Consider the following 2314-nt stretch of genomic DNA (forward strand, 5'->3'; position numbering starts at 1 on the left):
CTTGAGCTTGATACCCTGTTTAATGATCGATTTATCCGGACTGGCTTTCTCTAAACGTCTCTCTAGTTCAGGGAAGAGCTTATCTTCGATCACCTGCCAGCACTCATCATAAGTAGCAATGTTTTCGCTAAACGTACGCTCTACCCCAACCGATTTACGTTCGCGTTCCACCACCACTTCGCGGTCATCAATACCATGGCTGCGCTTCCACAATGAAGCGCCTTGCCGCCCAAATTGGCGCAACAACTCACGGTAATCACTGTTTTTGATATCTTCACACAGGTAGAAGCCAGCTTGGTGAAGCTTCTCCAAACTCACTTTGCCAACACCTGGGATCTTTTCCAAAGGCAGTTTGTCTACGACTTCTTGAACCTTCTCTGGCGGAATCACAAACTGGCCATTGGGCTTGTTCATATCTGAAGCAACTTTGGCAAGAAACTTAATTGGCGCAATACCTGCCGATGCCGTTAGCCCCAACTCCGTATGTATGTCGCGACGAATCGATTCTGCGATTAAGGTGGCAGAGCCTCGACAGGCAGTGGAATCCGTTACATCAAGATACGCCTCATCAAGGGACAGCGGCTCAATGAGCTGAGTGTATCGTTCGAAGATAGCTCGGATCTGTTGAGAAACTTGCTTGTACACATGCATTCGCCCTGGAACGACAAGTAAGTTAGGACAAAGCTGGAGCGCACGCGCTGTTGGCATTGCACTGCGCACACCAAACTTACGCGCTTCATAGTTACACGTACTGATCACGCCTCGCTGCTTCTCATGGCCACCTACAGCAAGTGCAACACCACGATAGCTTGGGTTATCACGCATCTCTACCGCGGCATAAAAGCAATCCATATCCACGTGAATAATTTTTCTGACTCGCTCAATCACGTTTTGCACACAAAAGCACTGTTTAAAAAAACAGTATAGCGATAAATAGACACATTGGAAATAGTGTTATCTGGAGTCAGAGATCAAGAATTTTTCATGGTATTCAAATTGCATTTCATTATTATTGATACCTATAACACTAAAGTTAATTTATACACAAAAGTAGGGAAACTTTTTGAGTAACAAAATACTGGTCGTCGAAGACAGCCGTGCCTTTAAAAACTACTTACAACAGCTGTTAAACCAAGCAGGTTATGAGGTACTCACGGCAGAAAGCTATGCTGAAGCCCAATCGATTTTAGCAACTCAACCAGAATTGCTTTGTGCCGTTCTCGACTATTGCCTGCCCGACGCACAAGATGGCGAAATCATCGACTTGGTACTTTCTCATCAGCAAAAAGTCATCGTGCTGACGGCTATGTTTCAAGATGATGCTCGCGAAAAAATGTTGGCCAAAGGTGTACTCGATTACATCTTAAAGGACAGCATGGCATCGGTATCCTACCTGCTTCCACTCCTCAAACGATTAACGAATAATCAGCACCATAAGTGTTTGGTGGTCGATGATTCAATGACGGTTCGTCGCCATGTGGTGCAACTACTAGAGCACCAATACATACAAACACTACAAGCTGAAAATGGCCAGCAAGCCATTGAGCTGATCGAGCAGAATCCAGATATCACCTTGGTGCTGACTGATCACGATATGCCAGTAAAAGACGGCATTACCATGATTCGCGAACTACGCCAGAAACTAGATAAGAACCAACTTGCTATTCTTGGTATCTCAGGCAGTGACGATCACACAATGACTGCTCGCTTTCTTAAAGCAGGTGCGAATGACTTTCTATATAAGCCTTTCAATCAAGAAGAGTTCTTCTGCCGAGTTCATCAAATCTTGGACATGAAGGAAGCAACAACAGAACTGTTTAGAATGGCGAACCAAGATGCTCTCACGGGCCTGTGGAATCGACGTTTCTTGTTTGGGCAAGCGTGTAGCGGCTGCGAAAAGCGCAACATCGCGATGTTAGATATCGACTTTTTCAAGAAGGTCAACGATAACTACGGGCATGATGGGGGTGATGCTGCACTTGTGATGGTGGCGAATATCTTGAAGATCTATTTCCCAGACGATGTAATTGCTCGCTTTGGCGGGGAAGAGTTCTGTATTCAAGCCTGTGGCAGTTATGACGACTTCGTCATTCGATTAGAGCAAATGCGCCAACGTGTTGAAAAAACGCCAGTCCCTTACCAGAACGATAGCATCCAAGTAACCATAAGTATTGGTGTATCGAGTGTTGAAGGAAACCTTGATCAACAGATTAAAGTTGCTGATGACCGTTTATATCAAGCGAAAGAAAGTGGTCGAAACCAGACTATCTACTAATAGCGCCCTGTTTCTCGATTAATCGAGTAGGAGGAGGCC

2 protein-coding genes are annotated in these 2314 nt (G+C 45.2%); one reads left to right on the forward strand and one right to left on the reverse strand.

Features of this window, described 5'->3' with window-relative positions; translation table 11 throughout:
• A partial coding sequence (gene dinB, locus KIV40_RS05140) for a DNA polymerase IV (RefSeq protein WP_285348143.1) occupies positions 1-852 on the reverse strand: 852 nt, incomplete at its 3' end.
• Between the two features lie 211 nt (positions 853-1063).
• Here dinB and KIV40_RS05145 point away from each other — a divergent pair.
• Positions 1064-2275 (forward strand): diguanylate cyclase, encoded by a 1212-nt coding sequence (locus KIV40_RS05145; protein WP_012128717.1) that lies wholly within the window; start codon positions 1064-1066, stop codon positions 2273-2275.
• Positions 2276-2314: the final 39 nt, after the last annotated feature.

Source organism: Vibrio sp. D173a (assembly GCF_030248475.1).